Below are 18,265 nucleotides of genomic sequence, written 5' to 3' on the forward strand. Positions count from 1 at the left end.
CGGCGTGGCCGGCGCCGCAGACCGCGAACGCCGTACATGCGACAACGCATGTTCCTTGCGCGGGTCGCGATGAGCGGACCCGCAACGATTCCTGTGTTAGAAGCGCACCTCCATCCCCAGCGTCACCGCGCGGCCTGGCGCGAAGGTACGCGCAAGGGCATCGGAATACCCTTCCACGTACATGCGGTTGGTCAGGTTCTCGACCGAGGCCATCAGCTTGACGTTGGCGTTGGCCTGATAGCTGGCGTACCAGTCCCAAGTGGTGTACTTGAACCAGACTTGGGAGCCACCGGCGTCGCGGTTGTACCAACCCTCGCCGCTGTAGTTGAAACGCACGCCGGTATCCAGCTTGCGCTCCAGCAGCCGCATGCCGACCTGGACCATGCCCTTGTCCACCGGCTTGGCGATGGCGCTGTTGAAGACGAAATTGCCGCACTCGACCTGGTTATCGGCCCACGCCCGCCAGGAGCCATACCCCTTTGCGACGGCGTCGTTGTGCTGCGACGGATAGCTGCCGTCCGCATTGGGCTGGTCAAATTTGTTGGGTCCAGACCCCAGGAAATACAGGTCTTCGCAGAACTTGTTGGCGCTGCCCAGGTAATGCGTGTAGCTCACGCCACCGTAGAGCCAGCCGGCGTCATAGCGTCCTTCCAGTTCCAGCCCGCGAAACTGGGTGTTGGTGCGGTTGTTGACGAAGGCGGTCGTTCCGGGAAACGGCAACTTCTCCAGCCCCGCGCCGGGCGTCATCACATCCATTGAGGAGAACATATAGTTGTCGGCCCGCGTGTCGAAATACCCGACCTTGAGCGACAAATTGTCGTCATCTAGCGCGACGTCCTTGAATATGGTGTTGACGCCGACCTCCCAGGTTTGGGAGGTCTCGGCATCCAGCAGGGGATTGGGCAGGATCGTGGCGAAGCCCTGCGTGGGATGGCCGCCGACCATCAGCAATTCATTGATGGCCGGGGGACGCCAGGAGTTTCCCCAACTGCCGTACAACTCCAGCCAACGGGCGGGGCGGATGGCAGCGGACAGCGCCGGCAGCAGCTTGCCGGCGCTACGGTCGACGTCGTAATCGTATAGGGCGGGCTGGTCCTCCAGCCACCGGGATGGATAGGCAGTTTCTAGTTCGCGCTTGCGACCGCCAATGCTGCTGAGGTGCTGCACCGAGGTCTTGCCTGTACGTACCCACGTCACCTTGCCGCTCGGGTCGATCTCTTTTTCAAGAGAGTAGAGGAGGTAGGCCGGATCGGCGTCCCACCACGCTTTCAAGGCCGCCAGATCACCGGTCCGCGCGATGCGGCAGCCTTCCCTATAAATCTCTCTGTAGTTCTCGTCGCGTGTCAGATTCGTGCCGCCAACCGCCTGTGCGCACGCCGACTGCTCAACCTTATCCACGGTGCTTTGGTAGATCCGCGTCGTACCAGGCGTCTGTGTCTTGCCCTTGGCCTGGTAGCGCTCATAGCGCAGGCTCGCGGAGATCGTATAGAAATCATCTTCCAGCGTTAGCTCGGCGAAAAGGCTACCCATGCTGCGGTGACCTCGCGGATTGAGCGCGTCCTTACCATCTAGGCCGAACGGTTGGACCTCGCGCCCCTCGACATGCCAGCGCTGGCTGGAGGTGGTGCGATCCGTGAAGTACTCAATGCCGTAGTTGGCGCTGAGCAGCGTTTTCTCGCCCACCATGAAGCGCGACGTATTGTCCAGTTGCAAGCCATTGGTTATGGTGCGCAGGCGGCTATCCCGATCGAATCCGTACTGTGAACAAATGTCCTTCGCGTAAGAAGAGAACTTGGTCTTGGTGTTATCGCACGTGCCGGTGCCGGCGCTGTTCCAGTACTCAGTATTAATGTTTTCCCGAATCAGCGCCGGATCGGTGACCGATCCAAAAGCGACGGATTTCGGATAATTCGGTGTCGTGTGGTTTTTGATGCTGGTATCGACGGCATAGAGCTTCAGATTCAAATCCAACCAAGGTTTGTCGGCCGGCTTGAGCTTGTAGTCCACCGAGAAGCTGTTGGATTGCGCGCTGGAAGTGCCCAGCTTGCGCCAAGGGGTGCCGCTCTCCTGCACCGAGAGATTGGCGTCCATGGTGTAGGAATAGCCTACCTGCGTGCCGACATAACTGAATTGCAGGGACGAGGCGTCATTCAATTTCCAGCGCGCCTTGAACAGGCTGGAATCCTGTTCTTGGGCGGCGAATTTCACATCGTTGTATTCGACCTTGCCGATGCCCCTGCCGCCGCTGTCTGTCACCCAGACCGAGTTCTGGCCTGAAGCGCCGCCATATGCGCCTATCCGATAGTCCCCGATAGACCGTCGCGACACCGCCGCCATCACTTCCAGGTTCTCGCCCGCGCGCGCCGCGCCCGCCGCGCTACCGATGAAGTTGATACCGTTTCCCTGATATCCCATCCCGGACGTGCCGCGCAGCTTCAAGCCGATATCTCTGCCTTCGCGCAGCACATCCCCGAAATCCAGCGTGCGAAAGTCAACGCTTCCCGCCATCGCGCCGGTGCCATGCACCCCGCGCACCACGCCCCGCTCTACCTGCACCTCGGACAGCAATTCCGAATCGATATACATTTCTCCGTTGCGTTGCATGTGCCCGTTCTGCACGAAATCCTGGCGCATGCCGTCGATCATCATGTTGACGCGGCCGAAGTCCTGCATGCCGCGGATGTTGATCGACAGGCCGGGGTTCTGGCGGTTGACGGCGCTGGCGACGCCCGGCGTGTCCTGGATGAGTTCGGCGGCGTGGCGCACCGGGACGCGGTCCATCTCTTCGCGCGTGACGATGCTGACGGCGCGGGGGGCCTGGTAGACGCGCTCGTTGACATCATTGCCGCGAACTACGACAGGCGCCATCGAGTACACCCGCGCACGCGCGCCGGGGCCTTTGTCGACCAGTTGCACATTCGGGCGGACATCGCCCGCGGTCAGGCGATAGTGGTAGCCGATCGGACTGTTTCCCAACAACCTGGTCAGGCCGGCTTCGATGCTGAAGCTGCCTTTGAGGGCAACACTGGTGTAGGCCGAGAGATCGACGTCGTTCATGTACAGGTCAACGCCCGACTGACGCGCGAATGCCAGCACAGCCTGCGCCATCGTTTGCGCCGGAATGTCGAAAACCAACGTCCGCTGACGCTCATCGGCCTGCCGATCAGCAGGCGCCGATATGCCCGAGGCGCCCTCGTGCGTTTGCGCCATTGACAGGCAAGGTAGCGCCAAAGCGCCCGCGGCCAACATACGGCCCGCAATTCGGAACTTCACCTCTCTTCTCTTCACTGCCGCCTCTGGTTGCTGCTGATGCAAACGCGCATCATTACCATTAACGGTTGTGAATCGAACTACAGTAAAAAAAGTTTGGAACAGGCTGCCGCCAGAGGGAGAGCGGCGCGCCGATGGCCCGACTTGGTCTTACTCAAGACCTGACGATGGCGTTGCACACGCACCGCGACGGATCGTGCCGCCGACTTTTCGGCCATGGGTATCGCCCACCGCCGAGAGCGTCATCGACGAGCGGATGGGTGTCGAATACAAACAAGCGTTTGTTTTTCCGTTTTACAAACCGGGCTTTGTAGAGCCGTGCAGGGCACTGACGGATGCGACACCGTTCAGTACAGCACCGTCACCCCCGGCAAGCGCAACTGCTTAAGCCGCATCTCGCCACGCAGCGTGGCCAGCGCGCCGTCGAGGTTATCGAGATGGAACAGCGCGTTCACCGGCCTGCGCGCCGCATCGCGGTTCGCCAGGATCAATTGCCCCGGCCGGAAATCGCCGATGCGTTGCAGGACCCGTTCCAGGGGATCGCCCTCGAAGACGAGATAGCCGTCGGCCCAGGCCGCGCCCCGCGCAGGCGCGACGTCGCTGCGCGCGATGCCGCCGGCATGGCTGAAGGCAGCGCTGTCGCCGGCTGTCAGCGCCGCGCGCGCATCGCCCGATGCGGGCGGACGGTCCAGCGCGAGTTCGACGTGGTGCTGCAACACGCCGATCCAGCCGTGGCCGGCATCCCGGCGCCGCACGGCGTAGCGCGTGCCCAGCGCGGTCATGCTGCCGCCGGCCGTCGCCACCACGAAGCGGCGCGGTTCGGCCGCTCCCGTGGGCACCGGCGAAAACACCGCTTCGCCGCGCAGCAGCCGGACCCGGCGGGTCGTGGCGTCGTATTCCACGTCGAGCGCGCTGTTGCTGCCCAACAGCACGAGACTGCCGTCCGGCAACACCAAGGACCGGATTTCGCCGACGCCGCTGCGGTAGTCCGCCAGCCAGGGCGCGGCCGCGTCCGGCCCGTTGACCACGCCCACCACCATCAGCGCCAGGGCCGCCAGCGCGACCGCGCGCCGCCGGGGCGTCATGGGAGTAGCCCGCCACCATGACGCGGCACAGGCATGCCAAGGGTGGCGCCGCGCCTGCGGGGCCGGCTGCGCCAACGGCGGCGCATCACAGCAGGCGCCGGCCAGGGCCCAGACCCTTTCGGCATCGGCCAGGGCCGGGCCATGGCGCGCGTCGCGCGCCAGCCAACGGTCGAGGCGGCGTTGTCCGGCCGGCGTGAGCTCGCCCGCCTCCAGGCGCACGGCCCACAGGCTGGCCTGGCGGCGCAGGCGCCGTTCGCGGCCGAAGCGGTTCAGCGGATGCATGATGGGATCTTCATGAAAGAGATAAACGGCCCAGGCGCGAAACACAGTAAAAAAGCGGCCAGCGCGGGGAATTGTTGCGCGGTTCATGGATCGTTCCCCAGCCGTTCGCGCATCAGATCCAAGGCCATGGCCAGGTGTTTTTGCACCGAACTGGGAGAGATATCCAGATAGCGGGCGGCCGCTACATGGCTCAGGCCCTCGATGCGGCAGAGCTTGAAGATCTGGCGCGTGCGCGGCGGCAATTCCGCCAAGGTCGCGGCCAGCCGCGCCAGTTGCCGGCGCATGTGCGCGTGCACGTCGGGCGCGGTGCGCGGGTCGCGCAAGCCCTCCAGCAAGTCGTCCGACGCCATGTCGGTGCGAGACTGGTGATGATTGCGGCGGTGATCGATGAGCAGGCGGTTGGCGATGGCGTAGAGATAGGCCAACACGGTGTCGTCGACGGGGATGTCTTCCCGGTGCGCCAGGAGGCGGGCGAAGCACTCCTGCACCAGGTCGGCGCTGAGTTCGGCTTCACTGGTTTTCAGGAACAGGTAGCGACGCAGCCGCTCGGCATAAGCCGCATACAGGCGCGCGACATCAGGTTTGGGCGCCACTTGCTCGTCGCCGTCAATCTACTCGATCATGATGGACATCAAGGATGAGCGACGAGACTAGCACCGATCCCCAGCGGGGCCGGCGGCTGCGACACGCGATTTCGTCGGAGATTTATCTCAGTCGGCCGCCCCTGGCCGGGTGGGCGCGCCCTGCACCTTCCACCCCAGTTCCGCCGAGATGCGCGCGGCGGCCTCCCGCACCACCGGCACCATCTCGCGCATGCGGTCCAGCGACATGTACGGCACCGTGCTGGACACGCTGATGGCGGCGACGATGCCGCTGGACGCATCGCGCACCGGCGCCGCCACGCAGCGGATCGAGGGTTCGTTGTCTTCCAGGTCGAAGGCGTAGCCGTTGGCCGCGTAGTCGCGCATGCGGTCGCGGAAGGCTTCCCAGGTCTGGCGGCCGCCGGGCGCGCGCGAGGATACCGGCGCGCCGACGCGGTGCAGCGCCTTCCATTGCGGTTCGTCGGCATCCAGCAGAAGCGCCTTGCCGACGCCGGTGGCGGCCAGCGGCATGCGGTGGCCGACCCGCGAGCGCATCTCCAGGCCCTTCTTGCCGGGGATCTTTTCCAGGTACAGCACTTCGTCGTTGTCGCGCACCGCCAGGTGGATGGTGTCGCCGGTCTCGGCCGCGAGGCTATCCAGGTACGGCCGCGCCAGCGTCGCCATGGGGAAGGCTTCGCGCGCCTGGAAGCCGAGTTCGATCAGCTTGGGCCCCAGCACGTAGCCCACGCCGGGCAATGAACGCAGGTAGCGTTCCTGCACCAGGCAACTGGCGAGCCGATGCGTGGTGCTGCGGGCCACGCCGATATGGGCGCAGATGTCTTTCAGATCCCGCGCCCCGGCGGCGACGGCCTGGATCACGCCCAGCCCGCGCATCAGGGTCTGGGTGCCGGCGGGGGCCGCGGCGTCGGGGTCGTAGGCAGGAGAGGCGGGCGATGAATCGGGCATTGGGGGCAGGCGCTGGATATTGCAAAGGTGAAACGGCAGGCGAAGGCGGAAGGCGCGGCGCAATGGCCTATGCCCCGGCAAGGCATCATTATCCCTTTACGCTAAATTCCCTGTATGTGGGATTTAATTCTATATTTTGAGATTTTTCAAGCGCTGATCTAGAATTTTTCGCAGCCCGTTCCCGTGCCTCTCCGGCGCTGCCGCGGGCCTGACGACAACAAGGTCGGCCACCGCCTGCCCCTCCGCGAGTACCGCGCCCTCTTTGGTGCGCCCTCGCCCGCAGCGCGCCGCCGGCCAGAGACGAGACAGATTCTGATGACAACCGGATCGCCTGCCCGCGCGGCCCTCATAGCGCTGGACTGGGGCACCTCTTCGCTGCGCGCCTACCGCCTCGATAGCGCCGGCCGCACGCTGGATACCCGCCACCTGCCGTGGGGCATCATGCGCCTGCCCCAACCCTTGCAGGACGGCGCCGCCACCCCGAGCGGCCAATCGGGTTTCGAACTGGCGTTCGAGCAGGCCTGCGGCGACTGGCTGCGGGCCGAACCCCGCCTGCCCGTGATCGCCTGCGGCATGGTCGGCAGCGCCCAGGGCTGGCGGGAAGCCGCCTACCTGGATGTGCCGGTCGACCTGCAACGCATCGGCACCCTGCTGACCCGCGTCGAGCGCGACGGCGCCACGCCGGTGCACATCGTGCCCGGCCTGATCCAGCGCCATGGCCTGCCCAACGTGATGCGCGGCGAAGAAACGCAGGTGTTCGGCGTGCTGTTCGACCAGGCCGGCGACCCCGCCGCCAACGTGCTGATCGGCCTGCCCGGCACCCATTCGAAATGGGTCAACACGCGCCGTGGCCAGGTCACCCACTTCGACACCTTCATGACCGGCGAGGTCTACGCCGCGCTGCGCGGCCACACCATCCTGGGCCGCACCATGGTCGAGGCGCCGGCCGCCGACATGGCGGCCTTCGAGCGCGGCCTGAAAGTGGCCGGCGTGCCGGCCGGCCGCGCCGGCGTGCTGTCGACCATCTTCAGCACGCGCGCGCTGGGGCTGACCGGCGAACTGGCCGGGGTGTCGCAGGCCGACTACCTGTCGGGCCTGTTGATCGGCCACGAAATCTCCGCGCTGGCCGACATGCTGCGCCTGCAGGGCGACCTGCCGCGCATCGTGCTGTGCGGCGACGACGCGCTGTGCCAGCGCTACATCCTGGCGCTGCGGCACTACGGCCTGGGCACGCCGCAACTGGCGCGGCACGCCACCGAACGCGGCCTGTGGCACCTGGCGCTCAGCGCCGGCCTGGTGCCCGCCGCCCCTTCTTCCGAGAGCACACCATCATGACTCATACCGGACTGCAAACCGCCATGGCCCATTGCGGCCTGATCGCCATCCTGCGCGGCATCACCCCGGCCGAGGCCGTGCCCGTCGGGCGCGCGCTGTACGACGCGGGCTTTCGCCTGATCGAAGTGCCGCTCAATTCGCCCGAGCCGCTGACCAGCATCCGCGCCATGCGCGACGCGCTGCCGGCCGATTGCCTTGTCGGCGCCGGCACCGTGCTGGATCCCGCTGACGTGGCCCGCATCAAGGATGCCGGCGGCGAACTGATCGTCATGCCGCACAGCGACCTGGCCGTGGTGCGCGCGGCCAAGGCCGCCGGCCTGGCGTCGTGCCCCGGCGTGGCCACGCCGACCGAGGCCTTCGCCGCGCTGGCCGCTGGCGCCGACGTGCTCAAGATGTTCCCCGCCGAGCAGCTCGGCCCGGCCGTGCTCAAGGCCTGGCGCGCGGTGATGCGCCCGCCGATCGCGCTGGTGCCGGTCGGCGGCATCACGCCCGACAACCTTTCCATCTACGCCCAGGCGGGCGCCAGCGGCTTCGGCCTGGGCTCCGCCTTGTACAAACCCGGCCTGTCGGCCACCGAAGTCGGCCAGAACGCGCGCGCTTTCATCGCCGCCTGGCAACGCGCCTATCCCGCCCAGGAGACCCAAGCATGAAGATCACCAAGCTCACTACCTACATCGTGCCGCCGCGGTGGTGCTTCCTGAAGATCGAGACCGACGCCGGCATCGTCGGCTGGGGCGAACCGGTGGTGGAAGGCCGCGCCCATTCGGTGGCCGCCGCCGTCGAGGAACTGTCCGACTACCTGATCGGCAAGGACCCGCGCAACATCGAGGATCACTGGACGGTGCTGTACCGCGGCGGCTTCTATCGCGGCGGCGCCATCCACATGAGCGCGCTGGCCGGCATCGACCAGGCGCTGTGGGACATCAAGGGCAAGGATCTGGGCGTGCCCGTGTCGCAACTGCTGGGCGGCAACGTGCGCGACCGCATCCGCGTGTACTCGTGGATCGGCGGTGATCGTCCCGCCGATACGGCCGCGGCCGCCAAGGGCGCGGTCGAGCGCGGCTTCACCGCCGTGAAGATGAACGGCACCGAGGAACTGCAGTACATCGACTCGTTCGACAAGGTCGAGAAGTGCCTGGAGAACGTGGCCGCCGTGCGCGAGGCGGTCGGCCCCAACGTCGGCATCGGCGTGGACTTCCATGGCCGCGTGCACAAGCCCATGGCCAAGGTGCTGATGAAAGAGCTGGACCCGTTCAAGCTGATGTTCATCGAAGAGCCTGTGCTCAGCGAGCACTACGAGGCGCTGAAGGAACTGGCGCCGCTGACGTCCACGCCGATCGCGCTGGGCGAGCGCCTGTTCTCGCGCTGGGATTTCAAGCGCGTGCTGGCCGACGGCTATGTCGACATCATCCAGCCCGATCCGTCGCACGCTGGCGGCATCACTGAAACGCGCAAGATCGCCGCCATGGCCGAGGCCTACGACGTGGCGCTGGCGCTGCACTGCCCGCTGGGCCCGATCGCGCTGGCCACCTGCCTGCAGATCGACGCCGGTTGCTACAACGCCTTCATCCAGGAGCAGAGCCTGGGCATCCACTACAACGCGGCCAACGACCTGCTGGACTACGTCAGCAACCGCGAAGTGTTCGCCTACGAGAACGGCATGGTGGCGATTCCGCAGGGTCCCGGCCTGGGCATCGAGGTCAATGAGGAATACGTCAAAGAACGCGCGGCGGTCGGCCACCGCTGGCGCAACCCCATCTGGCGCCACGCCGACGGCAGTTTCGCCGAGTGGTAAGCCGGTAGAGAAAAGCGAAAGAGGAGACCGCCTTGACCACCGCCACCCACCCGGGCCTGCAAAGCGCCCAGCGGCCGACGCGCAGCCGCTATCTCATCATGGTGATGCTGTTCATCACCGTCGTCATCAACTACCTGGACCGCAGCAACCTGTCGATCGCCGCGCCCGCCCTGAAGGACGAGTTCGGCCTGGACACGGTGCACGAAGGCCTGATCCTGTCGGCCTTCGGCTGGACCTATGCCGCCATGCAGATCCCGGGCGGTTGGCTGGTGGACCGCGTGTCGCCGCGCGTGCTGTACGCGGCCGCGCTGATCCTGTGGTCGGCGGCCACGTTCTTCATGGGCTTTGCCGGCAGCTTCGTGATCCTGTTCGTGCTGCGCCTGGCCGTGGGCGCGCTGGAAGCGCCGGCCTATCCGATCAACAACCGCGTCGTCACGACCTGGTTCCCGGAAAAGGAACGCGCCACCGCCATCGGCTTCTACACCTCGGGCCAGTTCGTCGGCCTGGCGTTCCTGACGCCGGTGCTGGCCTGGCTGCAGCACCACTACGGCTGGCACATGGTGTTCGTCAGCACCGGCCTGCTGGGCATCGTCTGGGGCGTGCTGTGGTACATGATCTACCGTGAACCGCGCCAGTTCAAGGGCGCCAACGCGGCCGAGATCGAGCTGATCCAGAAGGGCGGCGGCGTGGTCGACCTGGACAAGCGCGTCAATGAAGACGCCCCCACGGCGCACCCGCAAGACGGGCTTCCTGGCCCCCAAGGGGGCGCCTTTCGCCTTGGGGCGGCCCGGCGGCGAAAGAAGGCCCCGTTCAACTGGAACGACCTGGGCCTGGTGATGAGCCAGCGCAAGCTGTGGGGCGTGTACCTGGGCCAGTTCTGCCTGACCTCGACGCTGTGGTTTTTCCTGACGTGGTTCCCCACCTACCTGGTGAAGTACCGCGGCATGGACTTCATCAAGTCGGGCTTCCTGGCGTCGGTGCCGTTCCTGGCGGCGTTCGTCGGCGTGCTGTGCTCGGGCGTGCTGTCGGACTTCCTGGTGCGCCGCGGCGCCACGGTGGGCCTGGCGCGCAAGCTGCCCATCATCCTGGGGCTGCTGATTTCGACATCGATGATCGGCGCCAACTTCACCGATTCGACGCCGTGGGTGATCTTTTTCCTGGCGCTGGCGTTCTTCGGCAACGGCCTGGCATCGATCACGTGGTCGCTGGTGTCGGCGCTGGCGCCGGTGCGCTTGCTGGGCTTGACCGGCGGGGTGTTCAACTTCGTCGGCAACCTGTCGTCGATCTGCACGCCGATCGTGATCGGTTTCCTGGTGTCGAAGGACAACTTCGCGCCGGCCATCGTGTATGTGTCGTCGCTGGCGCTGTTGGGCGCGCTGTCGTACATCCTGCTGGTGGGCAAGGTGGAGCGGATCGAGGCCTGATCGGCAGGCACCGCTGTCGCAATGACGAAGGGCGTCCACGTGGACGCCCTTCTGCTTTAGATCCTCGATTTCGCCCGAGTTCCGCGTGAGGTATGGCGATATAATCACGTTATGTTATATCATATCCAACGATAGTCATTCTTAATTAAAGCGGCATGCGCCTGAAGGCGCCATCCGCTGCCCCCTCCCCTTGAATTCCCCGCATCTTCGAACGAAGAAGGACTCGCAGTGCTCGAAGCCATCGGCCTGACCAAACGCTACGGCGACCAGATCGCGCTCCACCCGCTGGACCTGCGCATCGAGCCGGGCGAGATCTATTGCCTGCTGGGCGCCAACGGCGCCGGCAAGACCACCACCATCAACCTGTTCCTGAACTTCATCGCGCCCGATGGCGGCCAGGCCCTGATCCACGGGCTGGACGTGGCGCGCGAACCGCTGGCCAGCAAGCGCCATGTCGCCTACATCCCGGAACAGGTCAACTTGTACGGCACCCTCAGCGGCCTGGAAAACCTGCGCTACTTCGCCGCGCTGGCCCTGGGCGAAGCGCCGCCGCGCGCGCGCTTGCTGGCGCTGCTGGCCGAGGTCGGGTTGGACCCGGCGGCCGCCGACAAGCGCGTGGCCGCGTATTCCAAGGGCATGCGGCAGAAAGTGTGGATCGCCGTGGCCCTGGCCAAGAATGCCCGCGCGTTGCTGCTGGACGAGCCCACCTCGGGCCTGGATCCCTCCGCCGCCGCGGAATTCACCCGCCTGCTGCAACGCGCCGCCGAACGCGGCGTGGCCATCCTGGCCACCACCCACGACCTGTTCCACGCGCGCCAGACCGCCACCCGCGTCGGCATCATGAAGCGCGGCCGGCTGGTGGAAAGCCTGGACGCCGCGCAGATCGGCGAGGTCGACCTGCAAGCGCTGTACCTGGCGCACATGAGGTCCGAGGCATGATCGGCCTGATCGCTCTCAAAGACCTGCGCGAGCGCCTGCGCGACGGCCGGCTGTATTGGGCCGGCGGCATCGTCGCGGTGCTGCTGCTGACGGCGCTGGCGGTCGGCTACCTGCACCAGCAGGAGGCGCGCGCCGAACAGGCCGCGGCGCAGAACACCGATTACAGCGACTGGCTCAAGCAGGGTACGCGCCACCCGCATGACGCCGCCCACCAGGGCATGCACGTCTTCAAGCCCGACACCACGCTGGCGCTGCTCGATCCCGGCATCAATCCGTACATCGGCAGCACCGTGTGGCTGCAGGCGCACCGCCAGAGCGAGGTCAAGTTCCGTCCCGCCCAGGACGCCACCGGCCTGCAACGCTTTGGCGACCTGTCGGCCGCCTGGATCCTGCAGGCGCTGGGGCCGCTGCTGGTGATCGTGCTGGGCTTCAACGCCTTCTCGGGCGAACGCGAACAAGGCATCCTGCGCCAGACGCTGAGCCTGGGCGTGGCGCCGGGGCGCCTGCTGTGGGGCAAGGTCACGGCGCTGGCCATGAGCCTGGCCCTGCTGCTGGTGCCGGCGGCGCTGGCCGCCATCGCGGCGGTGTGGCTGGCCGGCGGGCGGGCCGATGCGCTGTGGCGCTTCGGCGTGCTGGCCGGCGGCTACGCGCTGTACCTGGCGGTGTTCATCTTCGTCACCCTGGGCGTATCGGCGACCGCGCGCTCGTCGCGCGTGGCCATCACCGTGCTGCTGGCGCTGTGGATCGCCAATACGGTGATCGCGCCGCGCGTCATGGCCGAGCTGTCGCGCGGCCTCTATCCCAGCCCGACGCGCCTGGAATTCAACCAGGCCTTGCAGGACGACCTCAAGGCCACCTCGGACCGTGTCTGGATGCAGGCCTTCGGCACCACCGAACGCTGGAGCCGCGACGTGCCGCTGAACAAATGGGGCCTGGCGCTCAAGCTCGATGACCAATCCAGCTACGCCGTCTACGACCGCCACTTCGGCCGCCTGTGGGACACCTGGGAGCGCCAGCAGACCGTGCAGGAATCGGCCGGCTGGCTGATGCCGCTGCTGGCGGTGCGCGCGCTGTCCGCCGCCATGGCCGGCACCGACTTCGCCCACCACCGCGATTTCACCACCGCCGCCGAACGGCAACGCCGCGTGATCCAGGACATCGTCAGCGCCGATCTGGTGGCGCATGCCGACACGCTGGAACACCAGCATTTCTCGTACCAGGCCGGCCCGTCGCTGTGGGCCCGCGTGCCGCCGTTCCGCTACCAGCCGCCCGAGGCCGGCTGGGCCTTGCGGCAGGCGCGCCTGAGCCTGTTGATGCTGGGCGCCGCGCTGCTGCTGAGCCTGGCCTTCGCCTGGCGCGCCGTGGCCCGCCAGACCGCCCTGTAGGAGATCCCAGGTGCACGATTCGCAACTCCGCCGCTTCGGGATGGTCCTGCGGCACGAACTCCGCCTGCTGACGCGCGAACGCGCGCTGTGGCTGTGCGGCCTGCTGTTCCTGCTGCTGGTGGGCTACGCCGTCTTCAACGGACTGCTGCAGACGTCGCTGCGCGACGAGGCCCAGGCCGCGCTGGCGCGCGCCGATGCGCAGAACCGCGCCAGCCAGTTGGCGCAGTTGCGACGCATCATGGACGGCAGCGAAACCCCGACGCCGTTCGGCAACCCCGCCAGCCCCGCCAACATGGGCGGCGGCCTGGGCGCGCACTACGCCCTCATGCCCAGCGTGCCGCTGGCGCCGGTGGCGCTGGGCCAGACCGACCTGTTTCCGTCGCAATTCAAGGTGACCTACGACAGCAAGGTCAACTTCATCCACGACAACGACATCGAAAACCCCTGGCACCTGCTCAGCGGGCATTTCGACCTGGCGTTCGTGGTGATCTACCTGCTGCCGCTGCTGATCTTCGCGCTCGGGCACAACCTGCTGTCCGGCGAAAAGGAAGACGGCACGCTGCGCCTGCTGCTGTCGCAGCCGCTGGCGCTGGCGACCCTGATCAGCGGCAAGATCGCGCTGCGCGCGGCGGTGCTGCTGGGCGCGGCGGTGCTGCTGCCGGTGGCCGCGTTGCTGCTGGCCCGCCCCCAGGCGCTGCAGGCCGCCAGCGCCACGCTGTGGTGGGCGCTGCTGGTCGGCGCCTACGCGCTGTTCTGGTTCGCGGCGGTGGTGGCCGTCAACGCCTTCGGCAGATCGTCGGCCGCCAACGCCATGATCCTGATGGTCGGCTGGGTGCTGCTGGTGCTGGTGGTGCCGGTGCTGCTCAACCTGGTGGCGGCCTACGCCAGCCCCGCGCCATCGCGCGCCGAACTGGCCACGCGCACCCGCGTGGCCACGGCGCTGGCGATGCGCGACCACGCCGCGCTGCTGTCGACCGACTACGGCCACATGGACAAGCCCGACGCCCTGATTCCCCGCGATGGCCGCCTGGAAATAACCGGCCGTCCGCTGGGCCATGCCCGCGTCGAACGGCAGGTGGACGCGGCGATGCAACCGGAACTGGAGCGCTTCGACGCGCAGATGGCGCGCCAGCAGGCGCTGGTAGCGCGCTACAGCGCGCTGTCGCCGGCGGCGGTCGCGTACGAAGGCATCACCGCGCTGGCCGGCACCGGCCAACGCCGCCACGCCCATTTCCTGCGGCAGATCGATGCCTATCACCGCGCCTGGAAGGACTTCTTCCTGCCCCGCATCGAAGCCAGCCGCGCCATCACGCCCGCCGACTTCGCCGCCATGCCGGTCTTTCACTGGCAAGAGGAAGACCCCGCCGCCGTGCGCGCCCGGGCCTTGCGCGCCCTGGGGCAACTGCTGGCGCCCGCCGCGCTGCTGCTGGCCCTGGCCGGCTGGCGCCTGCGCCGCTATCGCGTGATCTAGAGACAGGTTTTTCACCCCCCCATCGAGTTTCGGGAAAGCGTCATGAGAAGAATCGTATCCACCGCCGCCCTCGCGGCCTGCACCGCCGTGCCCAATGTCCAGGCCCAGGAAGCCGAACTGCCCGCCATCCGCGTGGAAGCCGCCGGCGACGCGGAAAGCCTGCACCTGAACAGCCGCAGCGGCAGCGCCTCGCGGCTCGGCCTGACGCTGCGCGAAACGCCGGCCTCGGTCGAGATCGTGACGCAGCAGGCCATGCGCGAGCGCGGCGCCAGCACCCTCAGCGAAGCCCTGCGCGGGGCCACCGGCCTGGCCGGCGGCGGTCCGCCGTCCTCGCCCACCACCCTGTCTTCGCGCGGCTTCACCGATATCGTGTACCTGTACGACGGCCTGCGCATGTCCGGCGCCGGCTCGACCAACCGGGTCGAAGATACCTGGAACTACGAACGCATCGAGGTCCTGAAAGGACCGGCCTCGGTGCTGCAAGGCGACAGCGCCATCGGCGGCATCGTCAACTTCCAGACCAAGCGGCCCGACCGCGACAACCCCTCGCGCGAAGCGATGTTCTCGTATGGCAGCTATGGCAGCACGCGCACCGGCATCGGCCTGGGCGACAACTTCGGCGAGACCGGCGCCTACCGTATCGACTACAGCCACAACGACACCCGCGTCGGCACCATCGACCGCAACAGCAACAAGCTCGACCACCTGACCACCGGCATCGCCTTCGACCTCGCGCCCGCCACCCGCCTGGACCTGTCGTTCGACTACTCGCGCGACACCGGCCACGCCTACTGGGGCACGCCGCTGGTGCCGCGCGGCCTGGCCAAGGACCCCACCGGCGTGGTCAGCACACCCGATGGCCGCGTGCTAGACCGCGCCCTGGCCGGCAAGAACTACAACGTGCTGAACGACCGCAACGAGGCCGAATCGTATTGGCTGCGGGCGCGCCTCACCCACCAGTTGACGCCGTCGTGGACGCTGCGCAACGAATTCGCGATGAACAAGGTCGACCGCCTGTGGAAGAACTCGGAGTCGGCCACCTTCAGCGCCCCCGCATCGATCGACCGCGACCAGACCATCATCACGCACCACCAACGCTATTTCATCGACCGCTTCGACGCCAGCCATGACGGCACCATCGCCGGCCTGTCGAACAAGTTCGTGATCGGCGGCGAACTCAGCAAGACCACGCTGGACAGCGAGCGGCGCTTCTCCAACCGCTCCGCCACCACCGCGGATGCGCTGCGCGTCTCGCTGTGGAATCCAGACGTGGGCTATTTCAACGATGACCCGGCGCTGATGAGCGGCCCCGGCAACCGCACCGACTACACCACCGACGTACGCGGCGCCGCGTTGTTCCTGGAAGACTCGCTCAAGCTGACCGAGCGCTGGACCGTGGTGGGCGGCTACCGCTACGACCGCATGCGCGTCGAGCGCGGCGTCACCGACCTGAATGCCGGCACCCGCAGCGCCTTCGGCACGCGCTACAGCGCCAACTCGGCGCGGCTGGGCACGGTGTACGACGTGACGCCGTCGTCGTCGGTGTATGCCCAGTACACCAACGCCACCCTCCCGGTGGGGACGCTGTTCCTGCTGTCGCAGGCCGATGCCTCGTTCCCGCTGGCCAAGGGCGAGCAATGGGAGGCCGGCTTCAAGCAGAGCCTGGGCGACGTGGAGTGGACCGCGGCGGTCTATCACATCAAGCTGGAGAACATGCTGACGCGCGACGCCAACGACCCGCGCGTGACGGTCAACAACGGCCGCCAATCGTCGCGCGGGGTGGAATTGTCGGCGGCCTGGCGCGTCACGCCGCAACTGACACTGTCGGGAAATATCGCCGCGCTGAACGCGCGCTTCGATTCGCTGACCGAGGGCAACGGCACCTCGCGCGTGGGCAACACCCCGCCCAACGTGCCCGAGCGCGTCGCCAACCTGTACGCCAACTACCGGCTCAAGGAACTGCCGATGAATCTCTTCATCGGCCTGAACCACACCGGCAAGATCTACACCGACAACGCCAACCAGGTCCGCATCAACAGCCACACCACGGTGGACGCGGCGATCAGCTACCGTGTCCGGCCGGCGCTGATCACCTTCCGCGTGCGCAACCTGACCGACAAGCTCTACGCCTACTACGGCGGCCGCGCCACCAGCCAGGTACTGCTGGCGCCGGGACGCACCTACGAGCTGGGCGCGACGTTCGAGTTCTAAGGCTCAACAGCCCTGCATCGCCAGCTTGCGCTGGCGCTGGTTGGCGGCGCGCTGCCACAGCACCAGCGCCAGGCCCGCGGCGGCAATCATCGCGCCGGCCACCGGCACCGCGGCATAGCCCAGGCCGGCCGAGATCACTCCGCCGCCGGCGGCCGCGCCCACCGCGTTGCCCAGGTTGAAGGCGCCCACGTTCACCGACGACGCCAGGCCGGGCGCGTCGGTGGCGGCGCGCATCACCCGCATCTGCAGCGGCGGCACCACGGCGAAGGTGCCGAAGCCGAAGACCAGCAGGCCGATCGCCGCGCCCACCGGGGTCTGCGCCAGCCACGGAAACGCCAGCAGGTCGGCGATCACCAGCACCAGGAAAGCGATCAGGCTGCCGTCCAGGGAACGGTCGGCGAAGCGGCCGCCGGCGGTATTGCCGATGGTGAAGCCAATTCCGATCAGCACCAGCATCGCCGTCACGAAGTGGGGCGACGCGCCGGTCAGCTCGGCCAGCGTCGGCGCCACATAGGTGTACAGCGTGAACATCGCGCCCGCGCCCAGCACCGTGGTCAGCAGCGCCACCAGCACAACGGGAGTCTTGAGCACGGCCAATTCATGACGGATGTCCGGACGCCGGCCGGCCTCGCCCGCGGGCAGCGCGAACCACAGCGACAGCATCGCCACCAGGCCCAGCACCGAGGTCGCGGCGAATGACATGCGCCAGCCGATCACCTGGCCCAGCCAGGTCGCCGCCGGCACGCCGCCGACGTTGGCAATCGTCAGCCCCAGGAACATCGTCGCCACCGCGCTGGCCTGCTTGTGGCGCGGCACCACGCTGGCGGCCACCAGCGAACCCAGGCCGAAAAAGGCGCCATGGTTCAGGCTGGTCACCAGGCGCGCCAGCAGCAGCGTGGCGTAGTTGGGCGACAGCGCCGACAGCAGGTTGCCCAGGGTGAAGATCGCCATCAGCACGATCAGCGCCTTGCGGCGCGACCAGCGCGACAGCGCCAGCGTCATCAGCGGCGCGCCGAGCATCACGCCGATGGCGTAGGCGCTGATCAGCATGCCGGCGCTGGGGATGGACACCCCCACGCCGTCGGCGATCACGGGCAACAGGCCCATGGGAGAGAATTCGGTGACGCCGATGCCGAAGGCGCCAACGGCCAGCGCCAGCAATGGCAGGCCGGCTTTCACCGGCGGGGTTTCATGGGGGGACATACGGGTTCCTTGGTTGGATGCGCCGACCGGACAATCCAGGATGAAGCGGCACGCGTGCCGGCGCTGGGGAAGGCCCGATCGGAAGACAGGCAGCCAGTATGCCGGGCGCACCCTTACAGAAAAAGCAACGAAACGGCGAAAGACTTTTGACCTGGAGTCACGAATGACGTGGGGAAGTTTCCAGACCGCTCGTCAAAAAATACCGAGCGGGAACCGTGGTCGAGGATAAAAGGGAGCAGATCGGCGCGCCCCATCCCCAACGCGCTGGCACACCCGCCCCCGCCGCCGACCGCCAATGAAAAAGGCGCCCTCGCGGGC

13 protein-coding genes are annotated in these 18,265 nt (G+C 67.2%); 8 read left to right on the forward strand and 5 right to left on the reverse strand.

The window, feature by feature from the left end:
• Positions 1-96: 96 nt before the first annotated feature.
• From ACN6O8_RS16045 to ACN6O8_RS16060, 4 genes are all read right to left on the reverse strand, one after another.
• Positions 97-3,315: a TonB-dependent hemoglobin/transferrin/lactoferrin family receptor gene (locus ACN6O8_RS16045; protein WP_427992024.1), complete on the reverse strand. Its 3,219-nt coding sequence runs from the start codon at positions 3,313-3,315 to the stop codon at positions 97-99.
• Between the two features lie 302 nt (positions 3,316-3,617).
• Positions 3,618-4,637, reverse strand: coding sequence for a FecR family protein (locus ACN6O8_RS16050; protein ID WP_427992025.1), 1,020 nt, complete (start codon positions 4,635-4,637; stop codon positions 3,618-3,620).
• Positions 4,638-4,720: 83 nt separating this feature from the next.
• Entirely contained in the window at positions 4,721-5,230 is a 510-nt protein-coding gene (locus ACN6O8_RS16055) for an RNA polymerase sigma factor (protein WP_427992026.1), read from the reverse strand.
• 117 nt (positions 5,231-5,347) lie between these two features.
• Entirely contained in the window at positions 5,348-6,184 is an 837-nt protein-coding gene (locus tag ACN6O8_RS16060; RefSeq protein ID WP_427992027.1) for an IclR family transcriptional regulator, read from the reverse strand.
• Between the two features lie 315 nt (positions 6,185-6,499).
• On the opposite strand from ACN6O8_RS16060, the gene ACN6O8_RS16065 reads away from it, so the two are divergent.
• From ACN6O8_RS16065 to ACN6O8_RS16100, 8 genes are all read left to right on the forward strand, one after another.
• Positions 6,500-7,519: a 2-dehydro-3-deoxygalactonokinase gene (locus tag ACN6O8_RS16065; RefSeq protein WP_427992028.1), complete on the forward strand. Its 1,020-nt coding sequence runs from the start codon at positions 6,500-6,502 to the stop codon at positions 7,517-7,519.
• Complete coding sequence (locus ACN6O8_RS16070) at positions 7,516-8,169, forward strand: 2-dehydro-3-deoxy-6-phosphogalactonate aldolase (RefSeq protein ID WP_427992029.1); 654 nt, start codon at positions 7,516-7,518, stop codon at positions 8,167-8,169. The genes ACN6O8_RS16065 and ACN6O8_RS16070 overlap by 4 nt, the downstream gene beginning before the upstream one ends.
• Positions 8,166-9,314: a galactonate dehydratase gene (gene dgoD / locus ACN6O8_RS16075; protein ID WP_421465214.1), complete on the forward strand. Its 1,149-nt coding sequence runs from the start codon at positions 8,166-8,168 to the stop codon at positions 9,312-9,314. The genes ACN6O8_RS16070 and dgoD overlap by 4 nt, the downstream gene beginning before the upstream one ends.
• A gap of 32 nt (positions 9,315-9,346) precedes the next feature.
• The gene (locus tag ACN6O8_RS16080; RefSeq protein WP_427992030.1) at positions 9,347-10,738 is read left to right on the forward strand and encodes an MFS transporter; all 1,392 of its coding nucleotides are present in this window, start codon (positions 9,347-9,349) and stop codon (positions 10,736-10,738) included.
• A gap of 228 nt (positions 10,739-10,966) precedes the next feature.
• Positions 10,967-11,677: an ABC transporter ATP-binding protein gene (locus ACN6O8_RS16085; RefSeq protein ID WP_427992031.1), complete on the forward strand. Its 711-nt coding sequence runs from the start codon at positions 10,967-10,969 to the stop codon at positions 11,675-11,677.
• Positions 11,674-13,062, forward strand: coding sequence for an ABC transporter permease subunit (locus ACN6O8_RS16090; protein WP_427992032.1), 1,389 nt, complete (start codon positions 11,674-11,676; stop codon positions 13,060-13,062). The genes ACN6O8_RS16085 and ACN6O8_RS16090 overlap by 4 nt, the downstream gene beginning before the upstream one ends.
• Positions 13,063-13,072: 10 nt before the next feature.
• Positions 13,073-14,533, forward strand: a complete 1,461-nt coding sequence (locus tag ACN6O8_RS16095) for an ABC transporter permease subunit (protein WP_427992033.1) — start codon at positions 13,073-13,075, stop codon at positions 14,531-14,533.
• Between the two features lie 42 nt (positions 14,534-14,575).
• A complete protein-coding gene (locus ACN6O8_RS16100) occupies positions 14,576-16,744 on the forward strand; it encodes a TonB-dependent receptor (RefSeq protein ID WP_427992034.1) in 2,169 nt (722 codons plus the stop codon).
• Positions 16,745-16,747: 3 nt separating this feature from the next.
• Here ACN6O8_RS16100 and ACN6O8_RS16105 read toward each other — a convergent pair whose 3' ends face one another.
• Positions 16,748-17,947, reverse strand: a complete 1,200-nt coding sequence (locus ACN6O8_RS16105; RefSeq protein ID WP_427992035.1) for an MFS transporter — start codon at positions 17,945-17,947, stop codon at positions 16,748-16,750.
• Positions 17,948-18,265 lie beyond the last annotated feature (318 nt).

It is taken from the genome of Achromobacter sp., from assembly GCF_050285565.1.
Taxonomy (GTDB): domain Bacteria; phylum Pseudomonadota; class Gammaproteobacteria; order Burkholderiales; family Burkholderiaceae_B; genus Achromobacter.

Coding starts and splice junctions, on each gene's coding strand:
- ACN6O8_RS16050 (WP_427992025.1), bottom strand. CDS start 4,637: ATGCATCCGCTGAACCGCTTCGGCCGCGAACGGCGCCTGCGCCGCCAG.
- ACN6O8_RS16100 (WP_427992034.1), top strand. CDS start 14,576: ATGAGAAGAATCGTATCCACCGCCGCCCTCGCGGCCTGCACCGCCGTG.
- ACN6O8_RS16070 (WP_427992029.1), top strand. CDS start 7,516: ATGACTCATACCGGACTGCAAACCGCCATGGCCCATTGCGGCCTGATC.
- ACN6O8_RS16090 (WP_427992032.1), top strand. CDS start 11,674: ATGATCGGCCTGATCGCTCTCAAAGACCTGCGCGAGCGCCTGCGCGAC.
- ACN6O8_RS16060 (WP_427992027.1), bottom strand. CDS start 6,184: ATGCCCGATTCATCGCCCGCCTCTCCTGCCTACGACCCCGACGCCGCG.
- ACN6O8_RS16065 (WP_427992028.1), top strand. CDS start 6,500: ATGACAACCGGATCGCCTGCCCGCGCGGCCCTCATAGCGCTGGACTGG.
- ACN6O8_RS16105 (WP_427992035.1), bottom strand. CDS start 17,947: ATGTCCCCCCATGAAACCCCGCCGGTGAAAGCCGGCCTGCCATTGCTG.
- dgoD (WP_421465214.1), top strand. CDS start 8,166: ATGAAGATCACCAAGCTCACTACCTACATCGTGCCGCCGCGGTGGTGC.